Here is a 14,268-nt window from a genome sequence, read left to right as displayed (position 1 = left end):
TAAACTATCATGGTCGGGCTGAATCCCCATTGGCGGGACAGCCGTTCAAGTTACAGCGGAGTATATCATTTTCGATTGCAGACGCTGTGGAGTTACAGAAAGTTCAGGCAAATTGATCAAGCCTTTCAATAGATTTTGCGTTTGATGGATTGAGCTTGGAGGCTCCTTGGAATAATGTAGCCGCTCCTCGAAAGGTAAGGATTATGGGTTCACCCGCATACATTTCACTCAAGGACGTTGTTTTCTCCCGTTCCGGTCGCCGCATTTTCGATGGCGTCACTCTGGATATTCCCCGCGGCAAGATTACTGCGATCATGGGGCCCAGTGGAACCGGCAAGACCACGCTCCTGCGACTGATCGGTGGCCAGCTTCGACCGGATTCCGGCAGTGTTGTGCTGGATGGTCATGAGGTGCCACGGCTGAAGCGTTCAGACCTCTATGCGCTGCGTGAGAGGATCGGCATGCTGTTCCAGAGCGGTGCTCTGTTCACCGACCTCAGCGTGTTCGAGAACGTTGCGTTTCCGCTGCGGGTCCACAGTTCGCTGCCGGAGGATATGATTCACGACATCGTCCTGATGAAGCTGGAAGCGGTTGGTCTTCGGGGTGCCCGACACCTGATGCCGTCCGAACTGTCCGGTGGTATGACGCGGCGGGTGGCACTGGCGCGCAGCATTGCGCTGGATCCCGACCTGATTATGTACGACGAGCCGTTTGCCGGACAGGATCCCATCGCCATGGGGGTGCTGGTCAAGCTGATCCGGGACCTGAACAGCTCCATGGGGCTGACCAGTGTGCTGGTCTCCCACGATGTGCCGGAGTCGCTGAGCATCTGCCATTTCGCCTGCATTATCGCGGACGGCAAAATCATCGGCCAGGGCACGCCCGAAGAGCTTATGGCGCATCCGTCAGAGCAGGTTCAGCAATTCCTGAAGGGGCAGCCAGATGGCCCGGTGCCCTTTCATTACCCGGCAACCGAGGCCGCGACGGACTATGGCCTGACGGGAGGTGTGTCTTGATTGACCGGGTAGTCGCACTGGGTCACCTGGGGCTGACGATCGTTTCGTCTTTCGGTCGCTCCGGACGGTTCCTGGCCGGAGTGCTGTTCGGCGTGCCGCGCCCGGCGACGGGGTTTCCGCTGCTCATTAAGCAGCTATACGGCGTCGGTGTGTTGTCGCTGGCCATTGTCATCGTGTCGGGGTTGTTCATTGGAATGGTGCTTGGGCTTCAGGGCTACACCATTCTGAGTGACTATGGTTCCGAGGCGGCCATTGGCCAGATGATCGCGCTTACGCTGGTGCGCGAGCTGGGGCCTGTGGTTACGGCCCTGCTTTTCGCGGGCCGGGCCGGCTCCGCGCTGACCGCTGAGATTGGCCTGATGAAGGCAACCGAACAGCTTTCCAGCATGGAAATGATGGGGGTTGATCCCTTGCGGCGGGTCATCGCACCGCGCCTATGGGCCGGTTTCATTGCGATGCCGCTGCTGGCCGTCATCTTTTCCGCGGTCGGCATCTGGGGTGGCATGCTCGTTGGCGTGGACTGGCTCGGCGTTTTTGAAGGCTCCTTCTGGGGTAACATGCAGTCGTCCGTGGATTTCGCCGAAGACGTGATGAACGGCGTGATCAAAAGCGTGGTGTTCGGCTTTGTGTGCACGTGGATCGCGGTCTACCAGGGGTATGACTGCGTGCCGACATCGGCCGGGATCAGTGCCGCCACCACCAAAACCGTTGTTTATTCTTCCCTGGCCGTGCTCGGTCTGGATTTTGTGCTGACCGCCGTCATGTTTGGCGATTTCTGACATAACGATTAACGGATAAGTACCGGGAGCCGGTAATGACACAGCGAACCACAGAGATTATCGTCGGGTTTTTCATGATCGCAGGTCTGGCGGCGCTGCTGTTCCTCGCCTTGCAGGTCAGCGGCCTGTCGCCCAAGTCGGCGGAAGACACCTACCGGGTGTACGCGAACTTCAATGATACCGGCGGCCTTACGCCCCGTGGTCGCGTGTCCATGGCCGGGGTAACGGTGGGCACCATCGAGTCCATCAGTCTGGACAAGAATACCTTCCAGGCGCGCGTTACCATGTCCATCAGCTCCGACATCGACAACATTCCGGCGGACAGTTCGGCAGTAATACGTACATCCGGACTGCTCGGCGAACAGTACATTGATATATCCGTTGGTGGTGACATGGAGTCGCTCGCCGACGGAGATACCTTTTATTCCACTCAGTCAGCCATGAACCTGGAACGGCTGATAGGGAACTTTGCATCCGGCCGTTAACTGGCTGGAAGGGACCGATTTCAAAGGAGATTCTGATGCTTGCAGTTAAACACCGCCTTTTCCTGATCCTGGCGCTCGCGACTTTCCTCGTCGGGCCTGCCAAGGCAGGGGCTTCTGAGGACCTGCGGCAGTATGTGGATGAGAACACCCAGCGCCTGGTTGATAAGCTCAATCAGGAGCGAGGTCTTTACGAGAGCGATCCTGAGGCTTTCTACGCCAGCATGGATGAATCTCTGGAGGGGTTTGTCGACTTCCGCCGGATTGCTGCGCGAGTGATGGGGCGATATGCGCGTCAGACCACGCCCGAGCAGCGTGACGAATTTGTCGTCAAGTTCAAGCGGAGCCTGTTTGACAGTTACGCCCAGGCCCTGGTGGATGCGGAAGACTTCAGTATTCAGGTGAAAGAAGCGGTGATCAATCCGCAGGACGATGGCCGTGCTTCGGTGCAGATGGAGGTGACCAGTGCCTCCGGTAACCGGTACCCCGTTACCTATTCCATGTACAAGGCGGACGGCGGCAACTGGATGATGGAGAACGTCATCGTCGAAGGCGTAAACATTGGTTTGGCCTTCCGGGATCGATTTGCGCAGGAGATGGAAGCGAATCGCGGTCAGGTCCAGGCGGTCATTGACGGTTGGGGTGATGCGGTCGAATCCCTGAAGCTTGAGCAGGAAGTTGATAATTCATGACAACACCGGCGCCCCGGGTTGAGATGATCGACAGCGTGCTCACCGTCAGCGGCGAGGTCGATGCCGACTCCGTTGTGGCCTTGCGCCAGCAGGGAGAAAAGCTCCTCCAGACGGTGAGTGTGGACCTGGTTGTTGACCTCGGGAGCCTCCAGACAGCCCACAGCGTGGTGCTGTCCCTGTTGCTTTGCTGGCAACGTCTGGCTAACCAGCGCGGCATTTCCCTTTCCTACCGGGGCGTGAGTGAGCGCCTGGCGTCACTCGCCGCCCTGAGCAATCTCGATGAGCAACTGGCCGGCTTCCGGTCCGGTTCTGCCTGATTTACCCTTCAATAAAGCGTTTCGAGTCTCCGGTTACCGGATGGTAAAGCTGACCCGGAGTCCGGAATTGGTTACAATCTCGCCCCTGATTTCTAACACCCGAGGATTTTTTATGGACGCCACCGAAGTCACGGCGCTGGTCGAAGAAGCATTGCCCGGCTGCGAAGTTCAGGTACAGGTAGATGGTACCCATTATCTGGTTGTCGTGGTGGGTGACGTTTTCGAGGGACTGTCGACGATCAAGCGGCAGCAGCTGATCAACAAGGCGCTGTTCCAGCAAGTCATGGATGGAACGATTCACGCACTGCATCCGAAAGCTTTCACGCCGGCTGAATGGGCCGAGCGCCAGGGCTGATTCGCCCACACAAGACAGGACAATTACAGTGGACAAACTTTTGATCGGGGGGCGAAAGCCCCTGGATGGCGAGATCCGAATTTCCGGTGCCAAAAACGCAGCCCTGCCGATTCTGGCAGCCACGCTGCTGGCCGATGAGCCGGTCACCGTCGGTAACCTGCCGCATCTTCACGACGTCACCACCATGATTGAGCTGCTTGGCCGCATGGGTGTGGAATTGATGATCGACGAGAAGATGAGCGTGGAAATTCACGCCAACACCATCAAGCATTTTCACGCCCCCTATGAGCTGGTGAAAACCATGCGTGCATCCATTCTGGTGCTGGGGCCCTTGGTGGCGCATTTTGGTGAGGCTGAGGTCTCCCTGCCCGGTGGCTGTGCCATCGGCAGCCGCCCGGTAAACCTTCATATTCATGGCCTGGAAATGATGGGCGCGGATATCAAGGTGGAAAATGGCTACATCAAGGCCAAGACCAATGGGCGCCTCAAGGGTGCTCATATTTTCCTGGATACGGTCACCGTGACCGGCACCGAAAACCTGATGATGGCAGCTGCCCTCGCCGAGGGTAAAACCATTCTGGAAAACGCTGCGCGTGAGCCGGAAGTTGTCGACCTGGCGGAGTGTCTGATCGCCATGGGCGCGGATATCAAAGGGCATGGCACGGCGACCATTGAGATCAACGGTGTCGAGCGACTGCATGGGTGTCATTACAATGTCCTGCCGGACCGCGTGGAGACCGGAACCTACCTGGTTGCCGCTGCCGCAACGGGTGGCCGGGTCAAGCTCAAGGATACCCGCGAGGACCTGCTTGAGGCGGTTCTGCTCAAGCTGACGGAGGCGGGTGCCCACATCACCACCGGACCGGACTGGATTGAGCTGGATATGAAGGGCAAGCGGCCGAAGGCGGTCAGCCTTCGCACGGCACCTTATCCTGCGTTCCCGACGGACATGCAGGCGCAGTTTGCGGCTATGAACGCCGTTGCCGAGGGCACCGGTACCATCGTCGAAACGGTGTTTGAAAATCGCTTCATGCACTTGCAGGAACTGATCCGCATGGGTGCGGATATTACTCTCGAGGGCAATGCCGCGATCATCAAGGGTGTTGACCATCTGGCGGGAGCGCCGGTGATGGCGACCGATCTGCGGGCTTCGGCGAGTCTGGTGATCGCCGGTCTGGTTGCTGATGGCGACACCATTGTAGACCGGATCTATCACATTGATCGCGGTTACGAGTGCATCGAAGAAAAACTGCAGCTGCTGGGTGCCAGCATTCGACGCCTGCCGGCGTGACAGAGACCAAAGGGAAACCGGAAGTACGCATGACAGATTCCATCACCATCGCATTGTCGAAGGGGCGAATCCTCGAAGAGACCCTGCCGCTGCTGGCGGAGGCCGGCATTGAGCTGGTCGACGACGTCAAGAAATCCCGCAAGCTGGTGTTTCCAACGACGGATCCCAATGTTCGGGTGCTGATCATCCGGGCCACCGATGTGCCGACTTACGTTCAGTACGGCGGCGCTGACCTGGGCGTCACCGGCAAGGATGTGTTGATGGAGCATGGCGGCGAGGGACTGTACGAGCCGCTCGATCTGAACATCTCCCGCTGCCGCCTGATGACCGCCGGGCCCAAGGACCAGGCGCCGCCGGCCGGGCGCATCAAGGTGGCGACCAAGTTCGTGAATCTGGCTCGTCGCTATTACTCGGCGCAGGGGCGCCAGGCCGATATCATCAAGCTGTACGGTGCGATGGAGCTGGCGCCGATTCTTGGCCTGGCGGATGAGATCGTCGATATCGTGGACACCGGCAACACCCTCAAGGCCAACGGCCTTGAGGCACGAGAGCTGATTGAGCACATCAGCAGCCGGCTGGTGGTGAACCGTGCGTCTATGAAGATGAAACACGAAAAGATAAACCCCATAATTGAAAAGATGTCCGCGGCTGTGGATCGGCGGCGCACTTCGGAGTAAGAAGCGCCTTGTCCGACCACGTCTTCGGGCCCATTCCGGAAATCAACCCGAGTACGTCATAAATTCCTTGAAGGATTTGATAGATGACCGATATCAACATCAAACGATTGAATGCCTCCCAGCGTGACTTCGACAGTGCGCTGGCCAAGCTGTTGGCCTGGGATGACAGCGTTGATCATCAGGTGAATGAATCGGTTCGTCACATCCTGCGTGAAGTGAAAACCCGCGGAGACGCTGCGGTGCTGGAATTTACCGAGAAGTTCGATCGTCTCAAGGTTGATGGTGTTGCCGAGCTGGAAATGGATCAGGGGCGCCTGCAAAAGGCGCTTGACGCGATCCCCCAGGACCAACGCATCGCACTGGAGAAGGCGGCCGACCGTATACGCGACTATCACGAGCGCCAGAACCAGCCGTCGTGGCAGTACGAGGATGAAGATGGCACCGTGCTTGGCCAGAAAGTGACACCGCTGGACCGGGCAGGACTGTATGTGCCAGGTGGCAAGGCGGCCTATCCTTCATCGGTGCTGATGAATGCAATTCCCGCCAAGGTTGCCGGTGTCAGCGAGGTGGTCATGGTGGTTCCGACGCCGGATGGGGTGGTGAACGACATGGTTCTGGCCGCCGCTGCGATTGCGGGTGTTGACCGGGTGTTTACCGTCGGTGGCGCCCAGGCGGTGGGCGCGTTGGCCTATGGCACGGAAACCATTCCTGCCGTCGACAAAATCGTAGGGCCGGGCAACATTTTTGTTGCCACGGCGAAACGTGAGGTCTTCGGTACCGTCGGTATCGATATGATTGCCGGCCCGTCTGAAATCCTGGTGATCTGCGATGGCCAGACTGACCCGGACTGGATCGCCATGGATCTGTTCTCCCAGGCGGAGCACGACGAGCAGGCCCAGTCGATCCTGATCAGTCCGGATGCGGCATTTCTCGATGCAGTCCAGGCCAGCGTCAACAAGTTGCTGCCGACCATGGAGCGTTCCGAAATTATCGCGGAGTCCATGGGCAGTCGGGCGGCCCTGATTGAAGTCGCTGATTTGAGTGAGGCGGCGGCGGTCTCGAATCGCATTGCGCCGGAGCACCTGGAGCTTTCGGTTGAGAACCCGGAAGCGCTGGTGGAAGAAATCCGCCACGCCGGAGCCATCTTCATGGGTCGATTCACGGCGGAGGCACTGGGTGACTATTGTGCGGGGCCGAACCACGTTCTGCCGACCAGCGGGACGGCACGATTTTCTTCGCCCCTGGGCGTTTACGACTTTCAGAAGCGCTCGTCGATCATCGGCTTCAGTGCCGCCGGTGCCGACCGCATGGGCCGGGTAGCTTCTGTCCTGGCCAGAGGTGAAGGGCTGACTGCTCATGCCCGGTCGGCCGAGTATCGTATCAACGACTGAGCGCACGCCATTTATCGCCCCGGAGTCTGCATTCCATGAGTAAGTTTTGGAGTCCCAAGGTCAACGACCTGGTTCCGTATGTGCCAGGTGAGCAGCCTAAAATGGCCAATCTGGTCAAGCTGAACACCAATGAGAACCCGTTCGGCCCGTCACCGCGCGTGCTTGAGGCCATTCAGGCAGAGTTGAACGACAATCTCCGCCTATACCCGGATCCGGAGGGCGAAAGCCTTCGCCAAACCATTGCCGGTTATCACCAGGTCAAGCCCGAGCAGGTTTTCCTCGGAAACGGCTCGGATGAGGTTCTTGCCCACATTTTTTACGGCCTGTTCCAGCATGGTGAACCGGTTCTGTTTCCAGATGTGACCTACAGCTTTTATCCGGTCTACTGCGGTCTGTATGACATCGAGGGCAAGAAAGTTCCGCTTACGGATACTTTTGAAATCGACCCCGATGATTACAAGCAACCCAACGGTGGGGTTATTTTCCCGAACCCGAACGCGCCAACCGGACGATACCTGGAACTGGCCAAAGTGGAGGAGATTCTGAGGGCCAACCCTGAGCGGGTCGTGGTGGTGGATGAGGCCTACATCGATTTCGGTGGGGAAAGCGCCATCGCACTGGTTGACGCCTATCCCAACCTGTTGGTGTCACAGACGTTGTCCAAGGCCCGTTCGCTGGCCGGGTTGCGTGTCGGCTTTGCGATTGGTCACCCGGACCTGATTGAAGCCCTGAACCGGGTCAAGAACAGCTTCAACAGTTACCCGCTGGATCGGCTGGCGCTCGCTGGCGCGAAAGCCGCCTATGAAGATGAGGCCTGGTTCCAGAAATGCTGCAATGGCGTGGTTGCCGAGCGTGAGCGTCTGACCGGCGCGCTTGAGGAGCTTGGCTTTGAGGTGCTTCCTTCAAAAGCAAACTTTGTCTTTGCCCGTCATGCGTCTCAGTCCGGTGAGGTCCTTGCTCAGGGCCTGAGAGAGCAGGGCATCATTGTTCGCCACTTCAGTAAGCCTAGAATCAGCGAGTTCCTGCGGATCACGATTGGAACTCCTGAGCAGAACGATGCTCTGATCAGGGGGCTTCAATCACTCTAGCCTTTCTTCTGGGTGGATCGGCAGAGCCGGGATGACCGTCCGGGAACCGCTACGAGCACGTCCATGTGCGCTTGTTTCCGGCCATCCTTGGCCTCCAACATTCCCGCACGGTCATCCCGGCCCTGCCGGCTGACCTCTCAGGGAAAGTCAGTAAAGGAGAAATTATGGCCAACCGTAATGATATTCTTCGCGTAATCGACGAGTGGCTTGAGCCGGACAACTTCCAGGACTATTGCCCAAACGGCCTGCAGGTCGAGGGCAAAGACGACGTCCGGACAATAATCAGCGGCGTTACCGCGTCGCGAGCGCTCATTGACGCGGCGATTGAAGCGAACGCAGACATGATTCTTGTCCACCACGGCTATTTCTGGAAGGGTGAGGATCAGCGTATCCGGGGCATGAAACGTGATCGTCTGAAGCAACTGCTGGATCATGACATCAATCTGGTCGCGCACCACCTTCCGCTGGATGACCATCCGGTTTACGGCAACAATCGCCAGTTGGCGGATGTGCTGGGCATTGAAAACCCACGGCCGCTGGGCGGCCTGGTCTGGGAGGGCGAACTCCCGGAAGCGATGGACCCGGAGAGTTTTGATGGGGTCATTGCGGCGAAGCTGGGCCGTTCGCCGCTTCGGGTCGGAAACGGCAAGCCTGCGATCAAGCGGGTAGGCTGGTGCACGGGCGCAGCCCAGGGGTTCATTGGAATCGCACTTGATGCCGGGCTGGACGCTTACATCAGTGGTGAGATTTCAGAGCCTACGACGCACACAGCCCGTGAGTGTGGCATCCATTACTACGCGGCGGGGCATCATGCGACCGAACGTTACGGCGTGCAGGCGCTTGGCAAGGCGTTAGCCCAAGAATTCGGGTTGACGCATCAATTCATTGACTGCGACAACCCGGTCTGATTGATCAGGCCTTCTCTTTCTTGGGGAGGCCGAAACCTTCCGCCAGCGTGCCTGAGGCATCCGGATCGGTTTTAGGGGCGTAGTCGCGCGGCGGTTCGACGCCGTCGTCGCTGACTTCCTCGAGGCGTTTCCGGGAGGTTTCCTGAGCCAGCTCCTCCATCCATTCCTCATCATTGCAGAGCCGGTTCGCACCGCGCGCCATGTGCTGGTTGACGTCACGGTAGGCGTCATTGAAGCGACGCAGCAGGTGGGCCGACTCCATGAAATGCTCGTTCACCTGGGCCTGGTAGCGGGTGTATTCGCTTCTCAGTTCTTCGATCTGCTGTTCCGCCCGACGCTGTCTAAGCGTGGTTCCCTGCCCAGAGCGGCCAACAAGTACCCCGATGACGATGCCCACAATCAATGCGGCAATCGCTGCCAGAATCAGGTTTGTCATATGCTGTGTCGTCCTTTTACCTGGAATTTAGCCTCGCACCTCTTCCGAGTATAACGCCCGAAGAGCGATCAGCCCATGATTGTGTCCTGCGCCAATCGTCGTATTGCTTCAGAAATGCCCGGCGTGGCGAAAAATCGCGAAATGCGCGACAATACGGCGCCCAAATTTTTACGACCAACTTCCGGGAACTCCTCAATGACAGAAGTTATGTCCGCAGACGTCAGTGTGAACTTGACCCCTTGGGAACGTTACCAGAAGGATCTTGAACGCCCGGAATTTCAGAAGGATCCGGCGCAGGAGGATGCCGTCAGGCGTCTTCAGTCACTGTACGACAAACTGGTTGAGGCGGAAAGTGAACGCAAAGGCGCAATGGCCAAGCTGCGCCGAAAACTGAAGAAAGGCAAGGAAGAGCCAATTAAAGGCTTGTACTTCTGGGGTGGCGTTGGTCGTGGCAAAACCTACCTCATGGATACGTTCTACGAGTCGTTACCGTTCGATCGCAAGATGCGAGTGCATTTTCATCGATTCATGCAGCGTGTCCACAATGAGCTCAAGTCGCTGAAAGGTGAGAAGAATCCGCTTGATCTGGTGTCAAAGAAATTTGCGGACGAAGCCCGGGTTATCTGTTTCGACGAGTTTTTCGTGTCTGACATTGGCGATGCCATGATTCTGGCAACCCTGATGGACGGTCTTTTCGGCCGTGGTGTGACGCTCGTATGCACCTCCAACATTGTTCCGGATGGCCTGTACAAAGATGGCCTGCAGCGGGCTCGGTTTCTGCCGGCAATCGCGCTGGTCAAAAAACACACGGATGTTGTCAACGTCGATGGCGGTGTCGACTATCGCCTGAGAACGCTGGAGCAGGCCGAGCTGTTTCATTCCCCGCTTGATGCGGCGGCGGATGTCAGCCTCAGGACCAGCTTTGATGCCTTGGCGGTCGAGGCCGGTAAGCACAGCAAGAGCATGGAAATTAACGGCCGGAAGATTCCTGCCCAAGCGCACGCGGACGACGTGGTCTGGTTTGATTTCAAGGATGTCTGCGATGGCCCCCGAAGTCAGAATGACTACATCGAGCTGGCCCGTCAGTTCCACGCCATCATCATCAGCAATGTGCCGATTCTGGGCGGCGAAAAGGATGATCAGGCGCGGCGGTTCATCAATATGGTTGACGAATTCTACGACCGCAACGTCAAGGTGATCATGTCGGCGGCTGCCCCGATTACCGAACTTTATTCCGGTGGTCGCCTGGGCTTCGAGTTCGAGCGCACCGAATCCCGACTGCTGGAAATGCAATCCCGTGAGTACCTTGAGGCGCCTCACAAGCCCTGATAACAACGACAAAGCCAATACCCGTTCCAATGTAAATGACAGAGAGATCTTTGTATGAGCAACGATAACGTAGTGATTGTCAGTGGTGTCCGAACCCCGATGGGCGGGTTCCAGGGCAGCCTTTCAGCGGTCAGCGCGCCCGAACTTGGCGCCATTACCATCGCGGAAGCGGTCAAGCGCGCCGGCCTCCAGCCTGCAGACGTGCAGGAAGTGATCATGGGTAACGTGCTGCCTGCCGGCCTGAAGCAGGGTCCGGCACGTCAGGCTATGCGCAAGGCCGGTCTTCCGGATCATACCGGCGCCACCACGATCAACAAGCTGTGTGGCTCCGGCATGAAGGCTGCCATGTTTGCCCATGATCTGATCAAGGCAGGCAGCAACGACATCATGGTGGCCGGTGGCATGGAGAGTATGTCCAATGCGCCTTACATCCTGCCCACCGCCCGCAAGGGGTATCGCATGGGACCTGGCGACACAGCTCAGGATCACATGTTCCTGGATGGTCTGGAAGACGCCGAAACCGGCCGTCTGATGGGCGCTTTCGCCCAGGAAATGGCGGACAAGAAAGGGTACACCCGGGAAGACATGGACGAGTACGCCATCAACTCCCTGAAACGGGCCCAGCGCGCGATCAAGGAAGGCCTGCTGAAGGACGAGATCATTCCCGTGACGGTTAAATCGCGCAAGGGTGATACGGTGGTCGAGGATGATGAGCAGCCCTTCAACGCCAACATTGAGAAAATCCCGACGTTGCGCCCGGCCTTCAGCAAGGATGGCACGGTCACCGCTGCCAATGCCTCTTCCATCTCCGACGGGGCTTCTGCGCTGGTACTCATGCGGGAATCCGAGGCCGAGAAGCGTGGCCTCAAGCCGTTGGCACGAATTGTGGGCCACAGTACCCAGTCCCAGCATCCCTCTGAGTTCACCTGCGCTCCGGTTGGCGCCATCGAAACCCTCCTTGGCAAGACCGGGTGGTCGAAGGAAGAGGTTGACCTGTTCGAGATCAACGAGGCCTTTGCGATGGTTGCCATGATGCCGATCCGCGAGCTGGGTCTCGATCCGGAGAAAGTGAATGTGCACGGCGGTGCCTGTGCCCAGGGGCACCCGGTTGGCTCTACCGGCTCCCGTTTGCTGGTTACGCTGATGTACGCATTGCAGCGCTACGGCAAGAAGAAGGGCATTGCCGCCCTGTGTATCGGTGGTGGTGAGGCAACCGCCATGGCGATTGAATTGCTGTAACTTGCAGTCTGAGTGGCTCGGGCGAGGTTAGCCCGGGCCACTCACATCCTTTTTCAACGGTTCCCCTTGCTTTATTCCCTTTCGTAGAATCCCTCGCACAGACCCGCGCGTGGATCCGGCTGTGTTCAGGAAAATCCCATCAAACCAAAGTGGTTGCATCCAAAATAGTTGTCTATAGTGAAGCGGTGCGAGGAAACCCGCTGGTTAATGGGGTGTTAGGGCAAAATCATACTTTTGACTGATCAAAGCGCTCGACAGCGTTAGCTATAGTGCCAACATCACGAGCACTGTGCATGAAGCCTCCAATACATCGTGAACACCAATAATCAGAGCAGCGACTCAGAACAACAATGGAGTAGCCTTCCAATGACAAGAAAAACTCAGCAATGGCAGCGTTGGACCAAATTACCGCTGGCCGTGGCAGTAGCCGCCGGAATGTCCGGCCAGGCCGCCGCTTACTCATTCTACATGGGGGATGTCGAAGCCCAGTTCAACACCACGCTGTCAGCGGGTGCTGGTTGGCGACTGGAAGATCGCGACAAGCGACTGATTGCCCAGGGTAACCTCGGGCCAGAATACGCTCCAGGTGGTGAGCTGCAGAACATCGGTGCCTCTACCAACAACTACGACGACGGTAACCTGAACTTTGAGAAGGGCGATACCTACTCGAAGATCGTCAAGGGCAACAGTGAACTGTTCCTGAACTACAACGTCGACAGCGATGTGCTTACGCGCGTTGGTGGTCTGCTTCGTGGCCGGTACTGGTACGATTTCGAACTCAAAGACGAGAGTCGTGCCGTTGATTTCGTTGGCCAGCAGCGTGAACTGAACCAACAGGCCAAGGATAACGCCTCTGGCGGCGAGTTGCTCGACGCCTACGTCTTCTCAGACTGGTACTTCGGAAACGTCCCGGTCAGCCTGCGTTACGGTCGTCAGGTGTTGAGCTGGGGTGAAAGCACGTTCATCCAGGGCGGCATCAACGTGATCAACCCCGTGGACGTGCCAGCGTTCCGTGCTCCCGGTGCCGAGCTGAAAGATGCCCTGCTGCCAGTGGAAATGTTCTACGCCTCCGCAGGTGTGACCGAGAACATCACCCTGGAAACCTTTGTTCAGGCCGACTGGGAACCGGTAAAACCGGATGACTGCGGCACCTTCTTCTCCACCAACGACTTTGCCGCTGACGGCTGTGGTCCGGTGCTTCTGGCCGGTCAGTTGCCTGATTCCCAGGCGTTCGCCCAGGGCTTCATCGCACCGCGTCTTGGTGACGAGGAAGCCGATTCCAAAGACCAGTTCGGTGTGGCCATGCGCTGGTACGTGCCAGCCCTGAACGACTCAGAACTTGGTTTTTACTACATCAAGTACAACAGCCGTCTGCCGTACGTCAGCGGTCTGGTCAACAACCCGTCCAGTCCGAGTGCGACTCAGGCGAATGATCCCTCATTGCCGTCCGCAACCTTCCCGAGCTACTTCATTGAGTACCCGGAGAACATCAACCTGTACGGCGTCAGTATCAACACCACCGTGAGTGGCTGGTCATTGGGCGCAGAATACAGCTTCCGTGACAACGTGCCGCTGCAGTGGAACGCCTTCGAGCTGATCTACGGTGGTCTCCAGCAGCGCGGCCCCAACGGCGAAGTTCTGAGTAAGCTGGAAGCCCAGCGTCTTGAAGAGAGCGGTGGCGCCAACCTCGCGGGCAAGGCGGTTGCGGGTTATGACCGCTTTAATGTGTCTCAGGCACAGTTCACCCTGATCAAGTTCTTCGACCAGGTTATGGGGGCCAGCCGACTGTCCTTCATCACGGAATTCGGTGCGACTTACATCCATGACCTGCCGGAATACGACGAAGCGCGTTACGGCCGTTCGGGCACCTACGGCATCGGAACCCTGCCGGTTGTTGGTGAGAACTTCACTGGCGATTTCTGTCAGGCCGGTGCCAATATCAACATCAACTACTGTAACAACGAAGGCTTCACTACGGACTTCTCCTGGGGTTACCGTGCGCGCTTCGTTTGGGATTACCCCAACGTATTTGCAGGTGTAAACCTGCGTCCACAGCTGGCCTGGTCTCATGATGTACAGGGTTACAGCCCTCAACCGGGCGGCGCGTTCAACGAGGGCAGCAAAGCGGTTGGCCTCTCCCTGGAAGCGATTTATCAGAACAAGATCACCGGTAATATCGGTTACACAAACTTTTTCGGCGGAAAGCCGTATAACGAGTTAACTGACCGTGATTTCGCAACCGTGAGTGTTTCCTACTCATTCTGATAC

General features: G+C 57.7%; 15 protein-coding genes. 14 read left to right on the top strand and 1 reads right to left on the bottom strand.

Features of this window, described 5'->3' with window-relative positions; translation table 11 throughout:
- The first annotated feature begins 203 nt into the window (after positions 1 to 203).
- The 11 genes from KXD86_RS05190 (at position 204) to KXD86_RS05140 (ending at position 8,996) form a co-directional block, all read left to right on the top strand.
- Positions 204 to 1,016, top strand: a complete 813-nt coding sequence (locus KXD86_RS05190) for an ABC transporter ATP-binding protein (RefSeq protein ID WP_218634997.1) — start codon at positions 204 to 206, stop codon at positions 1,014 to 1,016.
- Positions 1,013 to 1,795, top strand: coding sequence for a lipid asymmetry maintenance ABC transporter permease subunit MlaE (gene mlaE / locus KXD86_RS05185; RefSeq protein WP_218634996.1), 783 nt, complete (start codon positions 1,013 to 1,015; stop codon positions 1,793 to 1,795). The genes KXD86_RS05190 and mlaE overlap by 4 nt, the downstream gene beginning before the upstream one ends.
- A gap of 35 nt (positions 1,796 to 1,830) precedes the next feature.
- Positions 1,831 to 2,280, top strand: a complete 450-nt coding sequence (gene mlaD, locus KXD86_RS05180; RefSeq protein WP_218634995.1) for an outer membrane lipid asymmetry maintenance protein MlaD — start codon at positions 1,831 to 1,833, stop codon at positions 2,278 to 2,280.
- A 35-nt stretch (positions 2,281 to 2,315) separates the two neighbouring features.
- Positions 2,316 to 2,969, top strand: a complete 654-nt coding sequence (locus KXD86_RS05175) for an MlaC/ttg2D family ABC transporter substrate-binding protein (RefSeq protein ID WP_218634994.1) — start codon at positions 2,316 to 2,318, stop codon at positions 2,967 to 2,969.
- Entirely contained in the window at positions 2,966 to 3,286 is a 321-nt protein-coding gene (locus tag KXD86_RS05170) for an STAS domain-containing protein (RefSeq protein ID WP_218634993.1), read from the top strand. Before KXD86_RS05175 ends, KXD86_RS05170 begins: the two co-directional genes overlap by 4 nt.
- A 112-nt stretch (positions 3,287 to 3,398) precedes the next feature.
- A complete protein-coding gene (locus KXD86_RS05165; protein ID WP_218634992.1) occupies positions 3,399 to 3,641 on the top strand; it encodes a BolA family protein in 243 nt (80 codons plus the stop codon).
- A 28-nt stretch (positions 3,642 to 3,669) separates the two neighbouring features.
- The gene (gene murA, locus KXD86_RS05160; RefSeq protein ID WP_218634991.1) at positions 3,670 to 4,932 is read left to right on the top strand and encodes a UDP-N-acetylglucosamine 1-carboxyvinyltransferase; all 1,263 of its coding nucleotides are present in this window, start codon (positions 3,670 to 3,672) and stop codon (positions 4,930 to 4,932) included.
- 29 nt (positions 4,933 to 4,961) lie between these two features.
- Positions 4,962 to 5,609, top strand: coding sequence for an ATP phosphoribosyltransferase (gene hisG / locus KXD86_RS05155; RefSeq protein WP_218634990.1), 648 nt, complete (start codon positions 4,962 to 4,964; stop codon positions 5,607 to 5,609).
- An 83-nt stretch (positions 5,610 to 5,692) separates the two neighbouring features.
- Positions 5,693 to 7,000 (top strand): histidinol dehydrogenase, encoded by a 1,308-nt coding sequence (hisD, locus tag KXD86_RS05150; RefSeq protein WP_218634989.1) that lies wholly within the window; start codon positions 5,693 to 5,695, stop codon positions 6,998 to 7,000.
- 35 nt (positions 7,001 to 7,035) lie between these two features.
- Positions 7,036 to 8,088: a histidinol-phosphate transaminase gene (hisC, locus tag KXD86_RS05145; protein WP_218634988.1), complete on the top strand. Its 1,053-nt coding sequence runs from the start codon at positions 7,036 to 7,038 to the stop codon at positions 8,086 to 8,088.
- A 164-nt stretch (positions 8,089 to 8,252) separates the two neighbouring features.
- The gene (locus KXD86_RS05140; RefSeq protein WP_218634987.1) at positions 8,253 to 8,996 is read left to right on the top strand and encodes a Nif3-like dinuclear metal center hexameric protein; all 744 of its coding nucleotides are present in this window, start codon (positions 8,253 to 8,255) and stop codon (positions 8,994 to 8,996) included.
- A 4-nt stretch (positions 8,997 to 9,000) separates the two neighbouring features.
- Here KXD86_RS05140 and KXD86_RS05135 read toward each other — a convergent pair whose 3' ends face one another.
- Entirely contained in the window at positions 9,001 to 9,432 is a 432-nt protein-coding gene (locus KXD86_RS05135) for a Z-ring associated ZapG family protein (protein WP_218634986.1), read from the bottom strand.
- Between the two features lie 231 nt (positions 9,433 to 9,663).
- Here KXD86_RS05135 and zapE point away from each other — a divergent pair, with 231 nt between their 5' ends.
- The 3 genes from zapE to KXD86_RS05120 all read left to right on the top strand — a co-directional run bounded on the left by zapE (position 9,664) and on the right by KXD86_RS05120 (position 14,265).
- Positions 9,664 to 10,761 (top strand): cell division protein ZapE, encoded by a 1,098-nt coding sequence (gene zapE / locus KXD86_RS05130; RefSeq protein WP_228739468.1) that lies wholly within the window; start codon positions 9,664 to 9,666, stop codon positions 10,759 to 10,761.
- A gap of 54 nt (positions 10,762 to 10,815) precedes the next feature.
- Positions 10,816 to 12,000, top strand: coding sequence for a thiolase family protein (locus KXD86_RS05125; RefSeq protein ID WP_218634984.1), 1,185 nt, complete (start codon positions 10,816 to 10,818; stop codon positions 11,998 to 12,000).
- A 366-nt stretch (positions 12,001 to 12,366) separates the two neighbouring features.
- Positions 12,367 to 14,265, top strand: a complete 1,899-nt coding sequence (locus KXD86_RS05120; protein WP_218634983.1) for a DUF1302 domain-containing protein — start codon at positions 12,367 to 12,369, stop codon at positions 14,263 to 14,265.
- The last annotated feature ends 3 nt before the right edge of the window (positions 14,266 to 14,268 follow it).

This window comes from Marinobacter arenosus, from assembly GCF_019264345.1.
GTDB classification, from domain to species: Bacteria; Pseudomonadota; Gammaproteobacteria; order Pseudomonadales; family Oleiphilaceae; genus Marinobacter; species Marinobacter arenosus.
Note: the sequence above shows the minus strand (reverse complement) of the source record. Positions and strands in the feature narration are given on the sequence as shown.

Bases quoted from the DNA above. Each gene is read 5' to 3' on its own strand.
- KXD86_RS05190 (WP_218634997.1), top strand. From the start codon at position 204: ATGGGTTCACCCGCATACATTTCACTCAAGGACGTTGTTTTCTCCCGT.
- KXD86_RS05120 (WP_218634983.1), top strand. From the start codon at position 12,367: ATGACAAGAAAAACTCAGCAATGGCAGCGTTGGACCAAATTACCGCTG.
- KXD86_RS05125 (WP_218634984.1), top strand. From the start codon at position 10,816: ATGAGCAACGATAACGTAGTGATTGTCAGTGGTGTCCGAACCCCGATG.
- KXD86_RS05140 (WP_218634987.1), top strand. From the start codon at position 8,253: ATGGCCAACCGTAATGATATTCTTCGCGTAATCGACGAGTGGCTTGAG.
- hisG (WP_218634990.1), top strand. From the start codon at position 4,962: ATGACAGATTCCATCACCATCGCATTGTCGAAGGGGCGAATCCTCGAA.
- mlaD (WP_218634995.1), top strand. From the start codon at position 1,831: ATGACACAGCGAACCACAGAGATTATCGTCGGGTTTTTCATGATCGCA.
- KXD86_RS05165 (WP_218634992.1), top strand. From the start codon at position 3,399: ATGGACGCCACCGAAGTCACGGCGCTGGTCGAAGAAGCATTGCCCGGC.
- KXD86_RS05135 (WP_218634986.1), bottom strand. From the start codon at position 9,432: ATGACAAACCTGATTCTGGCAGCGATTGCCGCATTGATTGTGGGCATC.
- hisD (WP_218634989.1), top strand. From the start codon at position 5,693: ATGACCGATATCAACATCAAACGATTGAATGCCTCCCAGCGTGACTTC.
- KXD86_RS05175 (WP_218634994.1), top strand. From the start codon at position 2,316: ATGCTTGCAGTTAAACACCGCCTTTTCCTGATCCTGGCGCTCGCGACT.
- hisC (WP_218634988.1), top strand. From the start codon at position 7,036: ATGAGTAAGTTTTGGAGTCCCAAGGTCAACGACCTGGTTCCGTATGTG.
- KXD86_RS05170 (WP_218634993.1), top strand. From the start codon at position 2,966: ATGACAACACCGGCGCCCCGGGTTGAGATGATCGACAGCGTGCTCACC.